The 21,546-nt window shown below is 59.9% G+C and carries 19 protein-coding genes and 1 riboswitch; of the genes, 9 read left to right on the top strand and 10 right to left on the bottom strand.

What is annotated here, in order from left to right; translation table 11 throughout:
• Positions 1 to 2: 2 nt before the first annotated feature.
• Positions 3 to 1,412: an adenosylhomocysteinase gene (ahcY, locus tag TU84_RS16760; protein ID WP_048370915.1), complete on the bottom strand. Its 1,410-nt coding sequence runs from the start codon at positions 1,410 to 1,412 to the stop codon at positions 3 to 5.
• A 22-nt stretch (positions 1,413 to 1,434) separates the two neighbouring features.
• Positions 1,435 to 1,541: riboswitch (S-adenosyl-L-homocysteine riboswitch) on the bottom strand.
• A gap of 198 nt (positions 1,542 to 1,739) precedes the next feature.
• Between ahcY and TU84_RS16765 the strand changes: the two genes are divergently transcribed.
• Together TU84_RS16765 and TU84_RS16770 are read left to right on the top strand one after the other, a co-directional pair.
• Complete coding sequence (locus tag TU84_RS16765; protein ID WP_047279442.1) at positions 1,740 to 2,141, top strand: acyl-CoA thioesterase; 402 nt, start codon at positions 1,740 to 1,742, stop codon at positions 2,139 to 2,141.
• A gap of 114 nt (positions 2,142 to 2,255) precedes the next feature.
• Positions 2,256 to 3,104 carry a formate/nitrite transporter family protein gene (locus tag TU84_RS16770; protein ID WP_048370919.1) on the top strand — a complete coding sequence of 283 codons (849 nt, stop codon included), beginning with the start codon at positions 2,256 to 2,258 and terminating at the stop codon, positions 3,102 to 3,104.
• 144 nt (positions 3,105 to 3,248) lie between these two features.
• On the opposite strand, the gene trhA is transcribed toward TU84_RS16770, so the two are convergent.
• From trhA to pilG, 9 genes are all read right to left on the bottom strand, one after another.
• Positions 3,249 to 3,866, bottom strand: coding sequence for a PAQR family membrane homeostasis protein TrhA (gene trhA, locus TU84_RS16775; RefSeq protein ID WP_048370921.1), 618 nt, complete (start codon positions 3,864 to 3,866; stop codon positions 3,249 to 3,251).
• Between the two features lie 174 nt (positions 3,867 to 4,040).
• Complete coding sequence (locus TU84_RS16780) at positions 4,041 to 4,475, bottom strand: hypothetical protein (RefSeq protein ID WP_048370924.1); 435 nt, start codon at positions 4,473 to 4,475, stop codon at positions 4,041 to 4,043.
• On the bottom strand, positions 4,462 to 5,061 hold the full coding sequence (locus TU84_RS16785; RefSeq protein ID WP_048370925.1) for a transcriptional regulator: 600 nt from the start codon (positions 5,059 to 5,061) through the stop codon (positions 4,462 to 4,464). The genes TU84_RS16780 and TU84_RS16785 overlap by 14 nt, the downstream gene beginning before the upstream one ends.
• A gap of 159 nt (positions 5,062 to 5,220) precedes the next feature.
• Positions 5,221 to 5,694, bottom strand: coding sequence for a chemotaxis protein CheW (locus TU84_RS16790; protein ID WP_048370927.1), 474 nt, complete (start codon positions 5,692 to 5,694; stop codon positions 5,221 to 5,223).
• Positions 5,687 to 11,605, bottom strand: a complete 5,919-nt coding sequence (locus TU84_RS16795; RefSeq protein WP_048370929.1) for an Hpt domain-containing protein — start codon at positions 11,603 to 11,605, stop codon at positions 5,687 to 5,689. The genes TU84_RS16790 and TU84_RS16795 overlap by 8 nt, the downstream gene beginning before the upstream one ends.
• Before the next feature lie 24 nt (positions 11,606 to 11,629).
• Positions 11,630 to 13,687 (bottom strand): methyl-accepting chemotaxis protein, encoded by a 2,058-nt coding sequence (locus TU84_RS16800; protein WP_048370931.1) that lies wholly within the window; start codon positions 13,685 to 13,687, stop codon positions 11,630 to 11,632.
• A 53-nt stretch (positions 13,688 to 13,740) separates the two neighbouring features.
• Positions 13,741 to 14,280 (bottom strand): chemotaxis protein CheW, encoded by a 540-nt coding sequence (locus tag TU84_RS16805; RefSeq protein WP_048370933.1) that lies wholly within the window; start codon positions 14,278 to 14,280, stop codon positions 13,741 to 13,743.
• A 10-nt stretch (positions 14,281 to 14,290) separates the two neighbouring features.
• The gene (gene pilH, locus TU84_RS16810; protein ID WP_048370936.1) at positions 14,291 to 14,668 is read right to left on the bottom strand and encodes a twitching motility response regulator PilH; all 378 of its coding nucleotides are present in this window, start codon (positions 14,666 to 14,668) and stop codon (positions 14,291 to 14,293) included.
• Positions 14,669 to 14,711: 43 nt separating this feature from the next.
• Positions 14,712 to 15,119, bottom strand: coding sequence for a twitching motility response regulator PilG (pilG, locus tag TU84_RS16815; RefSeq protein WP_048370938.1), 408 nt, complete (start codon positions 15,117 to 15,119; stop codon positions 14,712 to 14,714).
• A gap of 340 nt (positions 15,120 to 15,459) precedes the next feature.
• Here pilG and gshB point away from each other — a divergent pair, with 340 nt between their 5' ends.
• From gshB to TU84_RS16850, 7 genes are all read left to right on the top strand, one after another.
• A complete protein-coding gene (gene gshB, locus TU84_RS16820; RefSeq protein ID WP_048370940.1) occupies positions 15,460 to 16,413 on the top strand; it encodes a glutathione synthase in 954 nt (317 codons plus the stop codon).
• Between the two features lie 77 nt (positions 16,414 to 16,490).
• On the top strand, positions 16,491 to 17,390 hold the full coding sequence (locus tag TU84_RS16825) for an energy transducer TonB (protein ID WP_048370942.1): 900 nt from the start codon (positions 16,491 to 16,493) through the stop codon (positions 17,388 to 17,390).
• A 177-nt stretch (positions 17,391 to 17,567) separates the two neighbouring features.
• The gene (locus TU84_RS16830; RefSeq protein ID WP_048370944.1) at positions 17,568 to 18,140 is read left to right on the top strand and encodes a YqgE/AlgH family protein; all 573 of its coding nucleotides are present in this window, start codon (positions 17,568 to 17,570) and stop codon (positions 18,138 to 18,140) included.
• Positions 18,140 to 18,580, top strand: coding sequence for a Holliday junction resolvase RuvX (gene ruvX, locus TU84_RS16835; RefSeq protein ID WP_048370946.1), 441 nt, complete (start codon positions 18,140 to 18,142; stop codon positions 18,578 to 18,580). The genes TU84_RS16830 and ruvX overlap by 1 nt, the downstream gene beginning before the upstream one ends.
• Positions 18,581 to 18,663: 83 nt before the next feature.
• Positions 18,664 to 19,182 carry a bifunctional pyr operon transcriptional regulator/uracil phosphoribosyltransferase PyrR gene (gene pyrR / locus TU84_RS16840; RefSeq protein ID WP_048370948.1) on the top strand — a complete coding sequence of 173 codons (519 nt, stop codon included), beginning with the start codon at positions 18,664 to 18,666 and terminating at the stop codon, positions 19,180 to 19,182.
• 12 nt (positions 19,183 to 19,194) lie between these two features.
• Complete coding sequence (locus TU84_RS16845; RefSeq protein WP_048370951.1) at positions 19,195 to 20,199, top strand: aspartate carbamoyltransferase catalytic subunit; 1,005 nt, start codon at positions 19,195 to 19,197, stop codon at positions 20,197 to 20,199.
• Positions 20,196 to 21,467 carry a dihydroorotase gene (locus TU84_RS16850; RefSeq protein WP_048370953.1) on the top strand — a complete coding sequence of 424 codons (1,272 nt, stop codon included), beginning with the start codon at positions 20,196 to 20,198 and terminating at the stop codon, positions 21,465 to 21,467. The genes TU84_RS16845 and TU84_RS16850 overlap by 4 nt, the downstream gene beginning before the upstream one ends.
• Positions 21,468 to 21,546: the final 79 nt, after the last annotated feature.

A 21,546-nucleotide genomic window follows, 5' to 3' on the forward strand; every position in this document is an offset into this window, starting at 1 on the left:
AATCAGTAACGGTACGCTTCAGGTTTGAACGGACCTTCAACCGTCACGCCGATGTAGTCAGCTTGTTGCTGGGTCAGTTGAGTGACCACGCCACCGAAGCCGCGAACCATTTCCAGGGCCACTTCTTCGTCCAGTTTCTTCGGCAGTACTTCTACGGTCAGACGCTCAGCTTGCAGTTCGGCAGGCAGGTCAGCGTATTTTTGGGCGAACAGGAAGATCTGCGCCAGTACCTGGTTGGCAAACGAACCGTCCATGATGCGGCTTGGGTGACCTGTGGCGTTGCCCAGGTTTACCAGACGGCCTTCGGCCAGCAGGATCAGGTAGTCGTCGTTCTGTGGGTCGAACTCGCCAGCGCCAGTGCGGTGTACCTTGTGCACTTGTGGCTTCACTTCTTCCCATGCCCAGTTTTTGCGCATGAAAGCGGTGTCGATTTCGTTGTCGAAGTGGCCGATGTTGCACACCACAGCGCGTTTTTTCAGCGCAGCCAGCATGTTCTTGTCGCACACGTTGACGTTACCGGTGGTGGTCACGATCAGGTCGATCTTGCCCAGCAGTGCAGCATCGATGCTGGCTGCGGTGCCGTCGTTCTGGCCGTTGATGAACGGCGAAACCACTTCAAAGCCGTCCATGCACGCTTGCATGGCGCAGATCGGGTCAACTTCGGAGACTTTAACGATCATGCCTTCCTGACGCAGGGACTGGGCCGAGCCCTTGCCCACGTCACCGTAGCCGATGACCAGCGCTTGCTTGCCGGACAGCAGGTGGTCAGTACCACGCTTGATCGCATCGTTCAGGCTGTGACGGCAGCCGTACTTGTTGTCGTTTTTGCTTTTGGTCACCGAGTCGTTCACGTTAATCGCCGGGATCATCAGCTCGCCTTTGGCCAGCATGTCCAGCAGACGGTGTACGCCGGTGGTGGTTTCTTCAGTCACGCCGTGGATCTTTTTCAGCATGGCCGGGTATTTCTTGTGCAGCAGCTCGGTCAGGTCGCCGCCGTCGTCGAGGATCATGTTGGCGTCCCAAGGCTGGCCATCTTTCAAGATGGTTTGCTCCAGGCACCACTCGTACTCTTCTTCGGTCTCGCCTTTCCAGGCAAATACCGGGATACCGGCAGCAGCGATAGCGGCAGCGGCCTGGTCTTGAGTCGAGAAGATGTTGCACGACGACCAACGCACTTCGGCACCCAGGGCAACCAGGGTTTCGATCAGCACGGCAGTCTGGATGGTCATGTGGATGCAGCCCAGAATCTTCGCGCCCTTGAGCGGTTGTTCTGCGGCATACCGACGACGCAGACCCATCAGGGCCGGCATTTCGGATTCAGCGATGAAGGTTTCGCGACGGCCCCATTGGGCAAGGGACATATCAGCGACTTTATAGTCGGTAAAACCTGCAGGGGTGTTTACAGCGCTCATTAAGAGCCTCCATTCGTTTAATCGCGAATGGGCGCCGTTGTGCGTTTAGTGCTTGCCCAGGGAACCCTGAACAAACAACGCCCCATCCGAGCCTGACAGGTTAAACCTGCTGCAGCGCCCCTCGGACAGGTGGCGGGAAAACGGTACCGGGTGAACATGACCGTTTTTGAAGCGAGGGAGATTATAGCCATCCGCGCCTGGGTTCCCAAGGGTTTATCCAAGGCTTTTTTATTTGCTTAATCGAGACCATAGTCCAAGGTTAATAGAGCTGAGCGCCGAGGTCTGACATCATGGCCGGCATCTAAGGCAAGACGGTCAGGAGCGAACATGAATTTTCACACCCGCAAATGGGTTAAACCCGAAGACCTCAACCCCAACGGCACCCTGTTCGGTGGCAGCCTGCTGCGCTGGATCGACGAAGAAGCGGCGATCTACGCCATTGTTCAGTTGGGCAACCAGCGCGTCGTGACCAAGTACATCTCCGAAATCAACTTTGTCAGCGCCTCGCGCCAGGGCGACATCATCGAGCTGGGCATCACCGCCACCGAGTTTGGTCGCACCTCGATCACCCTGACCTGTGAAGTGCGCAACAAGATCACCCGCAAAAGCATCCTGACGGTCGACAAAATGGTCTTCGTCAACCTCGGTGAAGACGGCCTGCCAGCACCGCACGGCCGCACCGAGATCAAGTACGTCAAAGACCAGTTCCAGGATGAAAATCAGGCCTGATTACCTTTGACCTTGTCCCCGCTGCTGCGGGCTGCGGCAGCGATTACAGGTTTTGAGTGAACAGCCACCGATGGCGCGTGTCGTACGCTTATACACGCCACCGGTCATGCGCTCATGAACACTGAAAACAGCGGTAAAACGCCCAATCTGTCGCCTGATGAAAAGCACGACATCAGCAAAAACCAGCCCCCGCGTGCCGCTGTCCTGCACGAAATCATTCGCCTGCAAGGTGATCAGGAGCTGGAGCGCAGCATTGCCGCCCTGTTCTGGTCAGCCCTGGCGGCGGGCCTGACCATGGGCTTGTCGTTGATGGCCATGGGCTTGCTCAACTCTCGACTGCCCGACGCCGAAGGGTTCAAGGTCATCGCCAGCTTTGGTTACTGCGCGGGTTTTTTGGCGGTCATTCTCGCTCGCCAGCAATTGTTCACTGAAAACACCCTGACGGCGGTATTGCCGATCATGAGCAAACCCACCCTGAATAACTTCGGGCGGTTGTTCCGGCTCTGGTCCGTGGTGCTGATCGGCAACCTGATGGGTACTTTTCTGGTGGCCTACGTGATGCTGCATTTGCCGATTTTCGATACCCCGACCGACGAGGCCTTTCTGGAAATCGGGCGCAAGGTCATGGAAAACGACGTCAGCCAAATGTTCGCCAAAGGCATTGTCTCGGGCTGGATGATTGCAACCATGGTCTGGATGATCCCGTCCATGGAGAGCGCCAAGATGTGGATCATCATCCTCATCACCTACCTGATGGCGCTCGGTGACTTTACCCACATCGTGGTCGGCACCGCTGAGGTGTCCTATCTGGTCTTTGCGGGTGAATTACCGTGGAAAGACTTCTGGCTGATCTTTGCCGGCCCGACACTGGCTGGCAACATCATCGGCGGCAGTTTTATCTTCGCCCTGATCAGCCACGCGCAAATCCGCAGCGACACCAAAAAGCCGCTGAAAAAAGCGTAATACGGCCTTTTGAACTTGGCTATTGAGCGGGTATACGGCCGCTGCGCGCCCGATCGCAGCAACGCAAATCTGTAGGAGCGAGCTTGTCTCGCGATCTTTTGATCTTTTTAAAAGTTCGCAAGACAAGCGAGCGCCTACAGTCGTCTAGATCACGTAATGCGCGATGGCCACAAAGTGCAGCAGGCTGCCGCAGATGACAAACAGGTGCCAAATGCCGTGGGCATGCCGCAGGCGGTGATCGAGGGCAAAAAAGATAATCCCCACGGTGTACATCACCCCGCCCGTGGCCAGCCAGATAAAACCCGCGGTCCCTAGCGCAGCCAGCAAAGGCTTGACCGCCACCAGCACAATCCAGCCCATCACCGCATAAATCACGATCGACAAAATGCGCGCTTCAGAACGCGGCTTGATCTCTTGCAGCATGCCGATCACCGCCATGCCCCAGACAATCCCGAACAGCGACCAGCCCCACGGCCCGTGCAGCGTCACCAGGCAAAACGGCGTGTAACTGCCGGCAATCAACAAGTAAATCGACAGGTGATCAAACTTCTGCATGATCACCTTCGAACGCCCACGCACGCTGTGGTAAACCGTCGACACGCTGTACAGCAGCACCAGCGTCACGCCATAAATGGCCGCGCTGACAATTTTTTGCGGACTCCCGTCCAGACACGCCACCACCAACAACCAGATACTGCCTGCCGCAGCCGCCACAGCCCCCACAAGATGGGTCCAGGCGTTGAGCTTTTCCCCGTGATACATGTGCAACATCCTCAATAGCCGATAGTGCGACTGTGCCACTTGTTACAACATAAGGGCCAAGGTCGTGACCTTAAAGGGCAAGGGGTGATCCTCAGGCGCCACACCTGAACGGGCGCCACTTAACTGGCCCGCAGGCCAGGCTTTTGAGCGATTGAACGATCACCGTCAATAAGTCTAACTACCAAAAGTCTGACTCTTTAACCCCTTGACCCGTTCAAGCAGGTGTTGGGTGCTGCTGATCAAACCTTGCAGCAATGCCTCATCTTCATCCATGTAGCCTTCGTATTCAGCGAGATTGCGCCTTTCATGGCACAAGGCAAAAAGCCGGACCTGCACTTTGTCTGTGCCTGCGGTGTGAATGAGGCTTTGAAAGACTAAATAACGTCGGTCTGACCGATAGCCACAGAGGCGCAAAGCGGTGAGCGCAATGCCATGGGCTGCGTTGTACGCAAGGTCAAAGCGGCTGGAAAACGACAGTTGTGCATTGCTTGCATCTTTCAGGCGATCAATTGCAGAACGCATCAGCCCTTCGCACTCTTTGCCGTCGGGTGGTTCAGCTTTCAGCCCTCCACTGCGTACGAGATTTTCCAGACTGTCATTTTTCTCCATCCTTGGGCTCCAGTGGATCTCGACCTATCAGCGTGATTTTTTCCTGCTGCCCTACCCGCTGTACAAAACTGTTCCCCGCAGCCATTTTGGCGGCCCAGTCTTGCGCGCTGTAAAGCGTAGGATTGATGGTGCGACCGAGCGCTCCTTCAAGCGGCATCAGGCACTCCATAACGTCACTGTAGTGCAGGTCTTCACCAATGAGCATGAGGTCAATATCGCTGGCCGCATGGGCCTGGTCCTTGGCAATCGAGCCATACACAAACGCCCATTGCAGTCGCTCGAAAAAGGGCTCAAGGGCTGCACGCAGCGGATCAGAGAGCCCGGCAGTCTTGCGCAGAATGCTTAGCAACTCATTGAAGATGGGGCACAAGGCATTTGCCTGATAGTGAGCCTGGTTTCCTCGTCGGGTGAGCGTGAGGATTCCTGACTGCTCAAGACGTGTTAGTTCACGCATCAAGCTGCCTTTTCCTACCTGCGCCCAACGCGCTATTTCATTCACATAAAAACTCTGGTCAGGCTTGCCAAACAGCAAGCCCAATACTTTCTGTTGCGTATTAGTAAACAGCGCATCGCTTAGAGACAACATGGTTACAACCCACAATAAGTCCCAAAAAGGGAACGATAGGTCCCTTTTTGGGACTTATCAAGTCGCCACTTATGGTTTAAAGACTGCACAGCCCTCTGTAGGAGCGAGCTTGTCTCGCGAGCTTTTCAACGATCAAAAGATCGCGAGGCAAGCTCGCTCCTACAGAGGGTCCGGTGTTTCTGGCTCACTACCCGACAGCACCAGCCTCTCCAACCCCAGTAAATCCGGGATTTTTGCCACGCTCTCGCCCACTTGCACCGCCGCCCGTTCGAACGGGCTGAGGGGCACGTCGACGAAGCTCAGTTGGCTGTCGAGCCGGTAGGAGCGCGGGATGCCTTGCACCACCAGGCCGATGAATTTGAGGCGCGGGTCGCCGCTCAGGGTGTTGAGGATGACGATGCGCGCGCGCTCGCCGATGACCAAGGGGCCGCCGCAGGCCGCTTCGAAGCTGATCAAGGGCAGTTCGCGGTCGCGCCAGTTAATTTGCCGGACGTGCCAGGACGGCGAGTCGATGCTCGGCTCGCCACGCTGCCAGTCGATCAGTTCGGCAATCGCCACGTTGGGCAAGAGCAGGTAGCGGTCGGCCAGCGGCAAGAGCAAGCAGGTCAGGCTGCCAACGCGGTGATCAAGCATGGAAGTTGCTCCAGTAGGCAATGCGCTCCAGCAACACCGACTCTTGATACGGCTTGCCAAGGTAGTCGTTGACGCCAATCGCCATCGCGCGGTTCTGGTGCTTTTGCCCGGTACGCGAGGTGATCATGATGATCGGCAGGTCTTTGAGACGCGGGCTGTTGCGCACGTGGGTGGCCACTTCAAAGCCGTCCATGCGCGGCATTTCGATGTCCAGCAGCATCAGGTCCGGGATGTGGTCTTCGAGCACGCTCATGGCGTCGACGCCGTCTTTGGCCGTGATGACGTTCATGCCATTGCGCTCCAGCAAACGGCTGGTCACCTTGCGTACGGTCACTGAGTCGTCGACCACCAAAACCAGCGGCGGGCGCACCGCCGGGGTGAATTCCAGTACGCCGTTGGCTTCATTGATCGCCTGCTGCAAGGGCTGACGCGCCTGATGCGCACGCAGGTAGGCGAGCAGGTCAAGGATCAGCACCACGCGGCCGTCGCCCAAAATGGTCGCCCCTGACACACCTTGCACCCCGGTAAATTGCGGCCCAAGGCTTTTGACCACGATTTCACGCGAGCCCGCCAGCGCATCCACGTGCAAGGCCACCCGCTGGTCATTGCAATGCACCAGCAACACCGGCAGTGAATGGTTTAGACCGATGAGTTGGGGTTTGCCCACGGTTTGCAGCAATTCGCCCAGGTAACGCAGGTCGTAATCCTGGCCCGCGTAGTGGTACATGGGCGGGTCGAGCTGGTAATAGTCTTCAAGCTCGTTGGGCATCACACGCACCAGGCCCTCAACGGTGTTAAGCGCGATGGCGTATTGCTCGTCGCTGCACTGCACCATCAAGGCACGGTTGAGTGACACGCTGAACGGCAGGCGGATTTGAAAGTGCACCCCTTGGCCCGGCACCGAGTCGATGGTCATGTTGCCGCCCAGTTGGCGCACTTCTTCGTGAACCACGTCCATGCCGACGCCGCGCCCGGAAATCTGGGTGATTTTTTCAGCGGTAGAGAAGCCCGGCTGCAAGATGAACTGCAACACGTCACGGTCGCTGAGCATCATTTGCGGGTCCAGCAAACCGCGCAGGATGGCCTTGCGCCGCACCGCTTCGAGCGGTACCCCGGCGCCATCATCGCGAATGTCGAACACCACGTCGCCGCCTTCGTTGGACAGCTCCAGGGTAATCAGCCCCTGCGCCGGCTTGCCGCTGGCCTCGCGGACGTCGGTAGGCTCAAGCCCGTGGTCCACGGCATTGCGCAACATGTGTTCGAGCGGCGCGACCATGCGTTCCAGTACATTGCGGTCGATTTCAGCTTCGGCGTTGATCACGCTGAACTCGACCTGCTTGCCCAGCTCCGAGGCCACTTGGCGCACCACGCGTTTGAGGCGCGGCAACACCCGTTCGAACGGCACCATGCGGGTGCCCATCAGGCCTTCCTGCAATTGGGTGTTCACCCGCCCCTGTTTCTGCAACAGGCTGTAGGCGTCCTGATTGCGCGCCGCCAGGGTGGCCTTGAGGTCGAGCAAGTCCGAGGCCGACTCAAACAGCGCCCGCGACAGTTGTTGCAGTTGGGAATGGCGGTCCATTTCCAGCGGGTCAAACTCGTCGTAAGCCAGGCCATCGACTTCGGCGTGCTGACGGCTGTGAATGCGGCTTTGGGTCTCGGTGTCGAGCCGACGCAACTGATCGTGCATGCGCTCGAGGGTGGTCTGCATTTCGTTGAGGGCGATTTTGCCGTCATTGACCTGCTGCTCCAGACGCCCGCGAATCATCGAAGTTTCGCCCGCCAGGTTGACCAGGTCTTCAAGCAGTTCGGCCGGGACCTTGAGCATGTCCAGCCCCGTGCGCTCGGCTTCGGGAAGCAACCCGGCGGCGGGGTCAGGCTTGTTCACCGCCGGGCTCTGGACGGCTTGCCGGACGCTGCGCTCAACCCGCTGGATATGCTCGATCAATACCTGCGGCGAAGGCACCGGCTGGCCGCTGCGCAGGGCGTCGAGCATCTGCGCCAACTGGTCGTGGCTGCGTTGTAGCAAGGTAAACAATTCAGCGCTGGGCGACAGAAAACCCAACGAAATGTCTTCAACCAGGGTTTCCAGCTCGTGGGCAAAATCCCCAATGGCGCTGATTTCGACCATCCGCGCCCCGCCTTTAAGGGTGTGCAGGTCGCGCAGCAGGTTTTCGTCTTCAACGGTGTTTTGCGGCTCGGCCTGCCAACGCACCAAGGCCGCACCGGAGCTTTCCAGCAGGTCAAACGCCTCTTCCAGAAAGATATCCAGCAGCTCCGGGTCGATGCCGTTTTGCGGCCCGGCAGGCGTTGCCGCTAGCGTGGCGTTACTCGGCTCTACAGAGGCCGCGCTGCTGTGCCGAAGGGTACGAATGGCCTCGATCAGTTCAGTGGGTTCGTCCAGAGGCGTGTGGTGACGCAGTTGTTCGAGCATCACCAGCAGTTGCGCATGGCAGAGTTCCAGCAGGCGCGCCAGCGTCGGGCTCTCGCTCAAGCGGCGGTCCAGCAGCCCTTCGTATAAGTGCTCCAGCTCGTGGGCCAGATCGCCAATCGGCACGATACCGGCCATGCGCGCGCCGCCCTTGAGCGTGTGCAAGTCGCGTTGCAGCGAGGACAACGGCGCCAGGTTGTCAGGCTCATTGATCCAGCGCCGCAACGCATGGCTGGTGCTGTCGAGGATATCCACCGCCTCTTCGATAAAGATGGCGACGATTTCATCGTCCTGCGCGTCGTCCTGCTCGGCGTCCAGCTGCGCCGTGGCGGCGCCCAGTTCTGTGATGTCCAGGGTCTGGTTGCCTTCACGGCGGATCAAGCCGGTGGCGTCCGGCGCCAAGCCTTCATGCAGCAGCGCCTGTAGCGCGTCGATGCGTTGCGGTTGCGGGGTGATCTCTTGCCCGGCGGCCAATTGGTCGAGCATGTTGATCAGCGCTTCCTGGGCCTCGTCGGCCTCTTGAAAGAACCGCTCGCTGACCACCAGGCTGCTTTCTTCTACTGCGCCATACAGGTCGAGCAAGGCTTCGCACAGCGCATCGACGGGCTGCAGGTCGAGCAAAAAGGCCGACTCGCCCAGGTCGGTCAGTTGGTCCAGCAGACGCTGGAGGCCGTCGCGCTCATGGGGGTGCTGCCGCCAGTGGCGCAACAGCGTTTCGGCCTCGAACAGAATGTCCATGCTCTGGCCCAAAAACTCGCTGACACGCTGCGGGTCCCGCGGGGCCGTCAACGTGCCCGAAGGCGCATTCAGGGCCATGTCCAGGCGTTTGCTGACCCATTGCCCGGTGCGTTCGATCAAGGCCCGGGCACCACGGATCTCGGCCAGCGGGTCGAGGTCCAGCTGTTTGAGGCCGCGATGCAGCAAGCTGTCGGCCTCAAGCAGCAAGTCGATTTCTTCGACGTCCAGCTCAAGGTGATGGGCCTTGTACTCACGTACCAGGTAATCCAGCGGCGCCGCCAGCTCGGCCATTCTCAGCACGCCCGCCATGTGCGCGCTGCCTTTGAGGGTGTGCATGGCCAACTGCAAATCGTCAGTGGCGTACAGCGGTACGTGCTCGCTGGCCAGGTCCAGAAAGTGGTTGAGGCTGTTGAGGTGGGTTTGCGCTTCCTGGCGGAAGATATCCAGCAATTGCGGATCAAAACTGGCGCTCTGCTGCTCGATCTGGAGCGGCTGCGGGCGCCCCTTGGACAGGCTGTGGGCACGGGCCGCGAGCTGGTCGACATCATGATGCTGACGCTGGCTGTGGTCGGCAAACTCCTGGATCAATTGCGGCAGCAGTACCAGCGCCTCTTCCAGCAATTGATCAATCGCAGGGGACGGCGCGACCTTGCGTTCGATCACCCGGTTGAGCAAGTTCTCAACCGCCCAGGCCAGTTCCGCCAGCACCAGCGCACGCACCATGCGCCCGCTGCCTTTGAGCGTATGGAAGGCACGCCGCAGTTCGGCCAGCGCAGCGCTGTCTGCCGGGTTGGCGATCCATTGCGGCAAGGCGTCGTGCAGGGCAATCAAGACTTCGTCAGTCTCTTCCAGAAAGACTTCCAGCAGTTCTTCGTCCACCGGTTCTTCGTCTACCGGCGGCGGCAACAAGCTCTGCGGGATGTGCTGCGCGGGGGGATTCAACGGCAGCGGACCGGCCAATACCTGCGCCAGGTTTTGTATCACCTGCGGGTCTTGCGAGGTCTGCACCGCAGGCTTGGCCTTGGCGGCAGGCAAACTCAGCGACTCATCGAGCACCAGCACATTGCGCTTGGCGGGCGCGTATCCCAGCGCTGTCAGGCTCTTTTCTGCGCGCTCCAGCACCTTCTCGCTCGCAGCGCCGGGGTCCAGCGCCAAACGTTCCAGGTAGTACTCGATGCTGATCAACGCATCCGCCAGTTGATCAAGCTGCGCGTCGGCGGGCAGCGGGCCCGCCAACAGATGTTCTTCGACAAAGTCGTGGCAGCTGTTGAGCAAGCCAGCAACCCGGCGTAGCGGGATCATCGCCAGCGCGCCACGGATCTGCGTCAGCAAGCCCAGCAACGGTTGCAGGTGCTGGCGGTCGTGGCCGTCAGACAGAAAATCAGTGATCAGGTCTTTGACCTCTTCAAGGCCAATGCGCGCCTCTTTGATCACCAGTTGGTGAATCTGAATCAGGTCCGTGGTGGGCAGGCGGCTTTCTTCTCGCGAAGACGGCTCGACATTGCCGACCATCCCGGCCAGCGTGGCTTCGACGTACAGCAAGGCGGCGGCCACATCCATCAACACCGCGTCTGTCGGCTCGCGCTGCCCTTGGGCGATGCCCTGAACCACCGCCAATTGGTCGATGATGACTTTTCGCGGCTGGCCAAAACCGAGCACCGCCAAGGTGTCGGCGATCTGGCGCAACGGCGCCATCAGGCTGCTCAACTCGGAGACGTGCAAACGGTCACTGCGCACAAACAGATCGAGGCGTTCCTTGACCCGCACCAGCTCTTCGCACAAGGCCGACACCACCGAGCGCATGGCGTCACGGTCAGGCCCCGCCAGCCGCGCCCGCTCTTCGTCGACCATGGCCGCGTCGGGCATGGCTTCGTCCAGCTCGTAACGGTTTTTCAGCGCAAGCATCTTGGTGGTCGGCTGTTCGGCCTTGGCGATGTAAAACAGCAAGCTTGTGAGCAGTTCATCCGGCGCTGGCTGGTTGACGCCCTCAATACCTTGCGCCAGCAAGCGATTGAGTTCTTTGTCGGACTCATTGAGCAAGCTGCGCAACGCCGGACTATTGGCCACGCGGCCGCGCAACATGCCGTCCAGCAAGGCTGAGGCGACTTTCCACAAGGCGTTGATGGGCGCGCCTTGGCACAGACTTTCAAGTTGGCTGAAGACATTGGCCAGGCGCTCCAGATTGCCGCGCACATCTTCCTCACCCTGCAAACCGTTCAACGCGGCTTGCAGGGCGTGGCGCAGGGTCATGATCTGGCGCGGCCATTCCGCGGGGATCAAGTGCGCGAGGGCGGCCTGGTCCAGTGTCGGCAATGTCTGTAAATCGGGACTGAACAGGCTCGTTTCTGACAGTAGGCTTTCGCCACGGGCGGTGCGTAAATCGTTGATTAACGGCAGCACCACCAGCGGCCAGTCACGCCGGGCCGTGTGAACGCGGTCCAGGTACAGCGGCAACTGGTTGAAGGCTTGCATCAACAGACGCAGGGCTTCTTCGCTCTGGCTGACCCGGCCCTCCTGCAAGGCGACCACCAAGTGTTCGGTTTCTTCGGCCAGCAGGGCGGCGCCATAAAACTCCACCATCAGCAGGCTGCCGTGCACCTGATGAATACATGCCAGGCACTGCTCCAGCGCCTCGGCAGAGGGCTGCAAGACATAGTCCTCAAGCGCCGTGCGCGCCTGTTTCAAGGTGTCGGCAATCTCGTCTTTAACCCATTCGAGGGCTACGTAGTCGCGCCGGTCAACCATAACAACTCCAGTCTGAATGTCGCACTACTGCGGCTCTCGGGGTTTTGGCGAGGCGGGCAAGGTGAAACCGGACACCGAGCGGCGCAGTTGGCTGGCCATCTTGGCCAGGTTACCAATGCTGTCGGCGGTGGCGGTCGAGCCGGACGAAGTTTGATGGGTGATTTGCTGAATGACGTTCATGGTCAGGGAGATCTGCGCAGCCGAGCTGGTTTGCTCTTGCGCCGCATTGGAGATGCGCTGAATGAGGTCAGCGAGGTTTTGCGACACCCCTTCAATCTCTTCCAGCGCCACCCCGGCATCGTGGGCCAAGCGCGCACCGCGCACCACTTCGGTGGTGGTTTGCTCCATGGAAATCACCGCTTCATTGGTGTCGGCCTGAATGGCCCGCACCAGCGTCTCGATTTGCCGGGTCGCCGCCGACGAGCGCTCAGCCAGACGCTGCACTTCGTCCGCCACCACGGCAAACCCGCGCCCGGCATCACCGGCCATGGACGCCTGAATAGCGGCGTTCAACGCCAGAATGTTGGTCTGGTCGGCAATGTCATCAATCAGGCTGACAATGTCGCCGATTTCCTGCGAAGACTCGCCCAACCGTTTGATGCGCTTGGCCGTGTCCTGGATCTGGTCGCGAATGTTGTCCATGCCGCGAATGGTGTTGTGCACCACTTCGTTGCCTTTGTTGGCAATCGCCACCGAACGCTCCGCCACCGCCGAAGACTCAGAGGCGTTGGCCGACACTTGATCAATCGATTGCGCCATATGTTGCACCGACCCGGACGCCTCGGCGATCTGCTGCGCCTGATGCTCCGAAGACTCCGCCAGTTGCATGGCCGAGGCCTGGGTTTCCTGCACGGCGGCCGCCACCTGGCCCGCCGTCAGGTTGATGGTGGCCACCAGTTCGCGCAGTTGGTCGATGGAATAGTTGATGGAGTCAGCAATCGCCCCAGTAAAGTCTTCGGTAACCGAGGCGGTCACGGTCAGGTCGCCGTCGGCCAGGTCTTCGATTTCGTCGAGCAGCCGCATGATCGCGTTCTGATTGCGCTCGTTCTTTTCAGCGGTTTCACGCAGTTGGCGATTGGTCTCGCGCACCATCACCAGCCCGATCAGGATGATCGACGCCAGCGCCAGCAGGCCCAGAACGTAGCCACCGATGATGTCCAGCGAGCGACCGTTGGCCAAGTTTTCAAAACCGTTGGCCAGGGTTGAGGCTTCATCGAGCAGGGTTTGCGACAGGCTGAAAATGGTGTTGGCGGCTTCACGCACGTGGAACAACTGGGGCGAGGTTTCGAGAATTTCATCCACCGAGCCCGAGACAAACTGGAACAGCTCGGAAATCTCCAGCAGGCGGGCGCGGGCGTCCTTGTCTTCGACTTTAGGAATGCGCAGCCCGTCATTGCCTTCGAGCATGCCGTTGAGCACTTGGCCGAAACGATTGGCATCACGGCCAAACGCATCGGCCGCCTGCGCCGCCGTTTCATCGCCCGCCAGCACCGTGTTGACCGCGCCTAATATGCGCTCGGCCAGCAACGACTGGCGCTGCGCCAATGCCACCTGGCTGGCCGGGGCGCCGCGCTGCAGCAAAATTTCGACGACTTTTTCGTACTCAACCTGGAGCTGCGGCACGGTCTCGGCCAAGGTAGCCGCCACTTGGTGCAACGACAGCACGGTTTGCTCGCTGGCCAGAATTGCGTTGGTGCTGTCCAGCAACTGCTCCCAGTCGCGCTGAACCGACTGCATTTCTTTGTGCACCGCTACCGGTGCAGGCGGCAGGCCCGTGCTGGGGTCACCTTTTTGCAGGTACTCCCAACGCTGGCTGAAGTCGTTGCGCGCATCGCCCAGCAACTTGAACGCGGCGGCTTTGCCAGCGGCGGCTTCAGTGGCGTTTTTGGCGATGCGCTGGGACAGCACGCGCAGCTCGCCCGCGTGGCTGATGTATTGCTTGTCGTAGTTGGACTGGGTGTTGAGGTAAGCAAAGTTGGCGAACAACAGCATGATGAACACGATCAGGGCGATAAAAAGCACGATGATCTGCGAACGACTGCGCGACCCTTCCAGTGGTTTAGCGGTATTGGCTGTGCTCATCAGTCAGGCCTTGGCATCCCGTAGTAAAGCAAAAGGTAAAACGCGTGCCCCACTCACACCGCGACGGCCCAGAACTGGGGCGCGTGGGCCAGCACGAACGGGCTGAACACCCACCACTCTGGCTGGCCGGCAAAACGTCCCTGGATAAAAGGCACCAACAACAGGTTGGGTAACGCCTGCACGTGGGTGTCCAACTCAGTTTGGTCAAAGTGCTGCATGCCCAGCACTTCATCCACCTGCAAGCCGACAAACACGTCTTTGTATTCCAGCACCATCACCCGCCGTTGCTTGCGCAGGGGCGACGGCTCAAGCCCGAAAAAGCTGCACAGATCAATGATCGGCAACAATTGCCCACGCAGGTTGGCCACCCCTTTAACCCACGGCTTTACCCCAGGCAGCAAGGTAAACCGTGGCTCGTGGAGGATCTCGGCGATTTCGCCCATGGGCGCCACAAAACAATGCTCGCCCATCCGAAAACCGATGCCGCTCCAACTCCCGGCTTGTGCCTGCACCGGCGCCAGACCTGCTGCCAAAGCGCGGCAGCGTTGGTCTATCTCAAACAGCAGTTCGAAGGCGGTCAGTGAGTCAGGCATTGGCAGGCCGTCATTGAGGGCGGCTGTCAGCCAGCACGTTCTTGAGCGTCAGGATCAGCTTTTGTTCGTCCACCGGTTTGGTGATGTAAGCCTTGGCGCCCTGACGCGTTGCCCAGACCATGTCGGTTTCCTGGTCTTTGGTGGTCACCATGATGACCGGAATATGGTTGGTTTCCGGGTCTTTGCTCAGTTGGCGCGTGGCCTGAAACCCATTAAGACCGGGCATCACGATGTCCATCAGCACCGCATCGGGTTTTTCCTGACGGGCCAGGGCCACGCCATCAGCGCCGTTTTCAGCCTTCAGCACAACATGACCATGTTTTTCCAACATGCCGGTCAGTTTGAACATTTCGGTCGGCGAGTCATCGACGATCAGAATGCGAGCCATGGTGTTCCCCATCTAAAAGGTAATCGGCCCTCGGGGCCGAGCGTCATTGAACGTTCGGGACGATATCAAAACCCGGTACATGGGCCTTGATCGCATTCAGCAGTTCATCTCTGCTGAAGGGCTTGGTCAAAAATTGATCAGAGCCGACAATGCGTCCCTTGGCCTTGTCAAACAAACCGTCCTTGGAGGACAACATGATCACCGGGGTCATTTTGAACGCCCGGTTGTTCTTGATCAGGGCGCACGTCTGATAGCCATCCAGGCGCGGCATCATGATGTCGACAAAAATAATGTGTGGATGATGATCAACAATCTTGGCCAACGCATCAAAACCGTCGATGGCCGTAATGACCTCGCAGCCCACGTTTTTCAGCAAGGTTTCAGCGGTCCGGCGAATGGTTTTCGAGTCATCGATCACCATCACCTTCAAGGCGCTGGAATGCGTGTCCATATGTGCCCTACCATCGCCACGGCGACCCGTTTTGTTACAACTGTGTCGCCTAAAACCGCAAATCCTTGAAGGACAAGGGCTGTAAGCACTGTGCGAGCCTTTTTAGCACAGTCGCGACCTGCAATACACACCTCTCACTGATCGCTGAAACACATCGTAGGAGCTGCCGAAGGCTGCGATCTTTTGATGTTGGCAGATCAAAAGATCGCAGCCTTCGGCAGCTCCTACGCGGTTTTTGGCCAGCAATCGACACTATGTCGCTTGACCAAGCCCCTGCTCAGCGCCACTCTGGCGCCACTTTTCTACGCCTTTTGCCCACTATTTAATCGAGGAATTTGCCATGAGCGTTCGAGTCGGGATTGTCATGGACCCCATTGCGGACATCTCCTATAAAAAGGACAGCTCGCTGGCCATGCTGCTGGCCGCACAGGCACGTGGCTGGACCCTGTTTTATATGGAGCAGCAAGACCTTTACCTGACCGAAGGCAAGGCCCGCGCGCGCATGAAGCCGCTGAAAGTGTTCGCCAACCCTGAAAAGTGGTTTGAGCTGGAGGCCGAGGCCGACACTGCCCTGAGCGATCTGGACGTGATCCTGATGCGCAAGGACCCGCCCTTCGACATGGAATTTGTGTACACCACCTATCTGCTCGAACAAGCCGAGCGCGACGGTGTGCTGATCGTCAACAAGCCGCAGAGCCTGCGTGATTGCAACGAAAAGCTGTTCGCCACCCAATTCACCCAATGCACACCACCAACCGTGGTCAGCCGTCGCGCTGACGTGTTGCGTGAATTCGCCGCCCAGTACGGCGATGTGATCCTCAAGCCGCTGGACGGCATGGGCGGCACTTCGATCTTCCGCCACCGGGTCGGTGATCCCAACCTGTCGGTGATCCTCGAAACCCTGACTGCCAACGGCACCCAGCAAATCATGGCGCAAGGCTACTTGCCGGGCATCAAGGACGGCGACAAGCGCATCCTGATGATCGACGGCGAGCCCGTGCCTTATTGCCTGGCGCGGATCCCGGCACAGGGCGAAACCCGTGGCAACCTGGCCGCTGGCGGCCGTGGCGAAGCCCGCCCGCTGAGCGAAAAGGACCGTTGGATTGCAGCCCAAGTCGGCCCAACCCTGCGTGAAAAGGGCCTGTTGTTTGTAGGATTGGACGTTATCGGTGAGCACCTGACCGAAATCAACGTCACCAGCCCGACCTGCATCCGGGAAATCGACAACGCCTTTGGTACCAACATCGGCGCACTGTTGATGGACGCGATTGAGCGCAAGCTTGCCGCACGCTGATCTGCGACCTCCAGAAAAAGACCAACATTGCGCTATCATGCGCAGCCTGTGAAACCCGCGATGTTGGTCTTTTTGCCATGACACTCCCCAGCGACCTGCCCCCTGAACTGCGCCACACCGGCGTGCGCGCAGCTGATCGCCTGGGTTTTGCCCTGTTTATCGCAGCCCTGCTGCATATCGCGGTGATTGTGGGCGTGGGTTTCAGCGCCAGCGAGCCCAAGCCAATCAGCAAAACCCTGGAAATTACCCTCTCGACGTTCAAGAGCGAAAAAGCCCCGGAGAAAGCTGACTTTTTGGCACAGGACAATCAGCAAGGCAGCGGCACGCTGGACAAAAAAGCCGTGCCCAAGACCACTGAAGTGGCGCCGTTCCAGGACAACACCGTCAAAAAGGTCACCCCGCCCCCGGCCGCCAAGCCGGAGCAACCCAAGGCCGCGCCCAAAGCAGCCGTGACCACCGTGGCGCCCAAGCCTAAAAAAGCCCCGAGCGAGCCGCAAAAAACCAAGACTGAGGCGGCGCCCAAGGCCAATATTCCGACGTTCGACAGCTCGCAGCTGTCCAGCGAGATTTCCAGCCTCGAAGCCGAACTGGCCAACGAGCAGCAGCTGTATGCCAAGCGCCCGAAGATCTACCGCATGAGCGCGGCCTCGACCATGCGCGACAAAGGCGCCTGGTACAAAGAAGACTGGCGCAAGAAAATCGAGCGCGTGGGCAACCTCAATTACCCCGAGCAGGCCCGCCGCGAAAAAATCTACGGCAAATTGCGCCTGCTGGTGTCGATCAACCGCGACGGCTCGTTGCACGAGGTGCTGGTGCTTGAGTCCTCCGGGCAACCGCTGCTGGATCAGGCCGCGCAACGCATTGTACGACTGGCAGCGCCTTTTGCACCGTTTACCGGCGACCTGGCCGATATCGACCGTTTGGAGATCATTCGTACCTGGCGCTTCGGCCCGGGGGATCAGTTGTCGAGTAATTAACCTTGGCAGAACTCTGTAGTCGCTGACGCAGGCTGCGATAAGGTCCGCAGGAGCTTCGTTGTTGATTCAAAAGCAGAGGGCCGCTGCGCGCCCCATCGCAGCCTTCGGCAGCGACTACAAAGGCTTTTATCATCCGCCAACTTGTCAGTTCACCTTGTCAGCGCCACACTTACGCCCATGAAAAAGCACACGCCAACGTACCTCAAGCACCAATTGCTGATGGCCATGCCACATATGGCCGACCCTAACTTTGCCCACACGTTGACGTATATCGTCGAACACACGGCCAATGGGGCCATGGGGCTGGTGATCAACCGCCCGATGGATCTGAATCTGGCGGACATTCTTGAGCAGTTGCGCCCCGATGTGCTTTCGTCGCCTCTATGCCAACACATTCCGGTCTACGGCGGCGGCCCGGTGATGGTTGATCGCGGTTTTGTCTTGCACCCCGCCACGATGAACTTTGACGCCACGGTCGAGCTGCAGGACGGGCTGGCCCTGACCACTTCGGTCGACATTCTGTTCAGCATTGCTGACGGTCGCGGCCCGCAGCGCAGCCTGATCTGCCTGGGCTACGCCGGGTGGGACGCCGGCCAGCTGGAGGCCGAACTGGCCGACAACGCCTGGCTGACCTGCCCGTATTCAAGCGACATTCTGTTTGCAACCTCCAGCGATGATCGCCTCGACGCGGCCGCCAAACACCTGGGAGTAAACCTCAATTTGTTAACCAGTCAAGCAGGCCATTCCTGATGGCTAGCCTTCGTTTATTGCTGGGTTTCGACTACGGCACCCGCTCCATCGGTGTCGCCGTGGGCCAGATGGTCACCGGCCAGGCCCGCGAGTTGTGCAACCTGAAAGCCGAAAACGGTATTCCCAAGTGGGAAGAGATCGAAAAGCTGATCAAAGAGTGGCAGCCCGACGCCATGGTGGTCGGCATGCCGCTGAACATGGACGGCACCCCGAGCGAGTTCTGCGCCCGCGCGCAAAAATTTGCCAACCGCCTCAATGGCCGCTTCAATCTGCCCGTGTTTACCCACGATGAACGCCTTACGACCTTCGAAGCCAAGGGCGAACGCCGTTCTCAGGGCGGCCAGCGTGGCAGTTATCGCGACAACCCCGTCGATGCCATCGCCGCCAAATTGGTGCTGCAAGGCTGGCTCGACGAACACCCGGCACCACCTCAAGCCTGACGCTGCGTTTGCCTCACTGACGCGCCCCATTGTTTGCGCCCGCCGCCGCACGCTTTGCCACGCGGGCCTGTTAAGGAGCCACCATGATATTGCCTGTCCCCACTGAACTGATCTCCCAGATGGCCGTTGACCTCAAAACCCATCTGGAACGTCGCGGCATCACCGAGCCGCGTTTTATCGGCATTCGCACGGGCGGTATCTGGGTTGCTCAGGCGCTGCTGCGCGCGCTGGGCAGCGACTCGCCGCTGGGCACGCTGGACGTGTCGTTCTACCGCGACGACTTCAGCCAGAACGGCCTGCATCCGCAAGTGCGCCCCTCGGACCTGCCATTCGAAATTGAAGGCCAGCACCTGGTGCTGATCGATGACGTGCTGATGAGTGGCCGCACCATCCGCGCCGCGCTCAACGAGCTGTTCGACTACGGCCGCCCGGCCAGCGTGACCCTGGTCAGCCTGCTGGACCTGAACGCCGCCGAGCTGCCGATCCGCCCGAACGTGGTCGGTGCGACCTTGTCACTCAAGCCCACCGAGCGGGTGAAATTGTCCGGCCCGGAGCCGCTGACCCTCGAACTTCAAGATTCATCTCTAGAACCCGCCCTTTAAGAGACCATTGCGATGACGCCTCCAGACGCCAAGCGCCCGCTACAGCTCAATGATCAGGGCCAGCTGCGCCACTTCCTGTCGCTCGACGGGTTAAGCCGCGAGTTGCTGACTGAAATCCTCGACACCGCAGACTCGTTCCTTGAAGTCGGCGCCCGAGCGGTTAAAAAAGTCCCGCTGCTGCGCGGCAAGACCGTGTGCAACGTGTTCTTTGAAAACTCGACCCGCACCCGTACCACGTTCGAAATGGCCGCCCAGCGCCTCTCGGCTGACGTGATCACGCTGAACGTGTCGACCTCGTCGGCGAGCAAGGGCGAAACCCTGCTCGACACCCTGCGCAACCTGGAAGCCATGGCCGCTGACATGTTCGTGGTGCGCCACGGAGACTCGGGCGCCGCGCACTTTATTGCCGAGCACGTATGCCCGCAGGTCGCGATCATCAACGGCGGCGACGGCCGCCACGCGCACCCGACCCAGGGCATGCTCGACATGCTCACGATTCGTCGGCACAAAGGCGGCTTTGAAAACCTTTCTGTGGCCATTGTTGGCGACATTCTGCACTCACGGGTGGCGCGCTCGAACATGATCGCCCTGAAAACCCTGGGCTGTAAGGACATCCGCGTGATCGCGCCGAAAACCCTGTTGCCGATCGGGATCGAGCAATACGGCGTGAAGGTGTACACCGACATGAACGAAGGCCTGAAAGACGTCGACGTGGTGATCATGTTGCGCCTGCAGCGAGAGCGCATGGCCGGTGGCCTGCTGCCGAGCGAGGGCGAGTTCTACCGCCTGTTCGGCCTGACCACCGCACGCCTGGCGGGCGCCAAGCCAGACGCCATCGTCATGCACCCCGGCCCGATCAACCGTGGCGTGGAGATTGAGTCGGCGGTGGCCGACGGCCCGCACTCGGTGATCCTCAACCAGGTGACTTACGGCATCGCGGTGCGCATGGCGGTGTTGTCCATGACCATGAGCGGGCAAACCGCCCAGCGCCAAATCGAACAGGAGAAGGCCCAGTGAAACTCAGCATTCTCGGCGCCCGCGTCATCGATCCTGCCAGCCAACTGGATCAAATCACCGACCTGCACCTGGAAGCCGGCAAAATCGTCGCCATAGGCGCCGCACCTGCCGGCTTCACCCCAAGCCAGACCCTCGACGCCAAAGGCCTGGTAGCCGCACCGGGGCTGGTTGACCTGAACGTCGCCCTGCGCGAGCCGGGTTACAGCCGCAAAGGCACCATCGCCAGCGAAACCCGTGCCGCTGCGGCCGGTGGCGTGACCAGCCTGTGCTGCCCGCCACAGACCAAGCCGGTGCTCGACACCTCGGCAGTGGCCGAACTGATCCTCGACCGCGCCCGCGAAGCCGGCAACTGCAAAGTGTTCCCGATTGGCGCCCTGAGCAAAGGCCTCGACGGCGAGCAACTGGCCGAGCTCATTGCCCTGCGTGACGCCGGTTGCGTAGCCTTCGGCAACGGCCTCAACAGCTTCAGCAACACCCGCACCCTGTGCCGGGCGCTGGAATACGCGGCGACGTTCGACCTGACGGTGATCTTCCATTCCCAAGACCGTGACCTGGCAGAAGGCGGCATCGCCCATGACGGCCCGATGGCGGCTTTCCGTGGTTTGCCGGGCATCCCGGAAACCGCCGAGACCGTGGCCCTGGCCCGCGACCTGTTGCTGGTTGAACAAAGCGGCGTACGGGCGCACTTCAGCCAGCTGACCAGTGCTCGCGGTGTGGCGCTGATTGCTCAGGCGCAGGCACGCGGCTTGAAAGTGACCGCCGATGTGGCGCTGTATCAGCTGATTTTGACGGATGAGGCGCTGGTGGATTTCTCCAGCGTGTACCACGTGCAACCGCCGCTGCGCACCCGCGCTGACCGCGACGGACTGCGTGCAGCAGTGAAATCGGGCGTGGTGCAGGCGATTTCCAGCCATCACCAGCCACACGAGCGTGACGCCAAACTGGCACCGTTCGGCGCCACTGAACCGGGCATGAGCAGCGTTGAACTGCTGCTGCCATTGGCAATGACGTTGGTAGAAGACGGTTTGCTGGACTTGCCGACCTTGCTCGCACGCCTCAGCGCGGGCCCGGCCCAGGCTTTGCGCCTGCCCGCTGGCAGCTTGACGGTGGGTGCTCCGGCTGACCTGGTGCTGTTCGACCCGGCCGCCTCAACCGTGGCCGGTGAGAAGTGGTACTCCAAGGGCGACAACTGCGCGTTCCTCGGCCACTGCCTGCCGGGCGCCGTGCGTTACACGCTGGTGGATGGGCGGATCAGTTACGAGGGCTAAGGCGCCATCTGACCTTTGTAGGAGCGAGCTCGTCTCGCGATCTTTTGATTGTTTAAAAGATCGCGAGGCAAGCTCGCTC

The sequence above is a fragment of the Pseudomonas helleri genome (assembly GCF_001043025.1).
GTDB lineage: Bacteria > Pseudomonadota > Gammaproteobacteria > Pseudomonadales > Pseudomonadaceae > Aquipseudomonas > Aquipseudomonas helleri.